The organism is Pseudomonas sp. HY2-MNA-CIBAN-0224, from assembly GCF_040310285.1.
Classification (GTDB): domain Bacteria; phylum Pseudomonadota; class Gammaproteobacteria; order Pseudomonadales; family Pseudomonadaceae; genus Aquipseudomonas; species Aquipseudomonas helleri.
Window position 1 is genome coordinate 1 of sequence record NZ_JBEOPQ010000152.1, and the last position, 533, is coordinate 533.

General features: G+C 56.7%; 1 protein-coding gene. It reads right to left on the reverse strand.

Features of this window, described 5'->3' with window-relative positions:
• The coding region (locus tag AAEZ03_RS25795; RefSeq protein ID WP_350582555.1) for an IS110 family transposase at positions 1–292 on the reverse strand (292 nt) is incomplete at its 3' end.
• Positions 293–533: the final 241 nt, after the last annotated feature.

The following is a 533-nucleotide window of genomic DNA, read 5'->3' on the forward strand; positions in this document are numbered from 1 at the left end:
TCTGGCGTGTCGCCCGGGAATTGACCAGGTACACCTCAAATCCTCGTGCATCCAGTACTTCAAAAAGAGGGATCCAGTAAACGCCTGTGGCTTCCATCGCGACGACCTTGATTTGCAATGAAGCAAGCCAGTCGGCCAATGCGATCAGATCATCGGTAAAGGTCAAAAATTTTCGGACAGGTGGGTCGGCTCGATCAGGATTGACCGCGACCCAATGCTCACGACTGCCAACATCAATGCCGGCACAGTCGTGATGGATAATCTCAAAGCGTTTTTGGTTCTTGCGCGCCATGACAATTCCTCGCAGGATTGAAATGCGCGCGCGGGGGAACACGGTGGCGAAAGGGTTCACTCTCTTATACGAGGTCACGGCATGCCGTGCCTTCAGCGACTCTACGCCGATACCGTGCGGATCACTCTCTTATTCGGGTGCGGACACACCAGTGCTAGCGACGAACTCTGCCCCCGCGCGCGCTCTTCAACTCTAGACCCAGTTTGCTGCGCGACAGCGCGGCGTCGAAGACGGGGCGGCC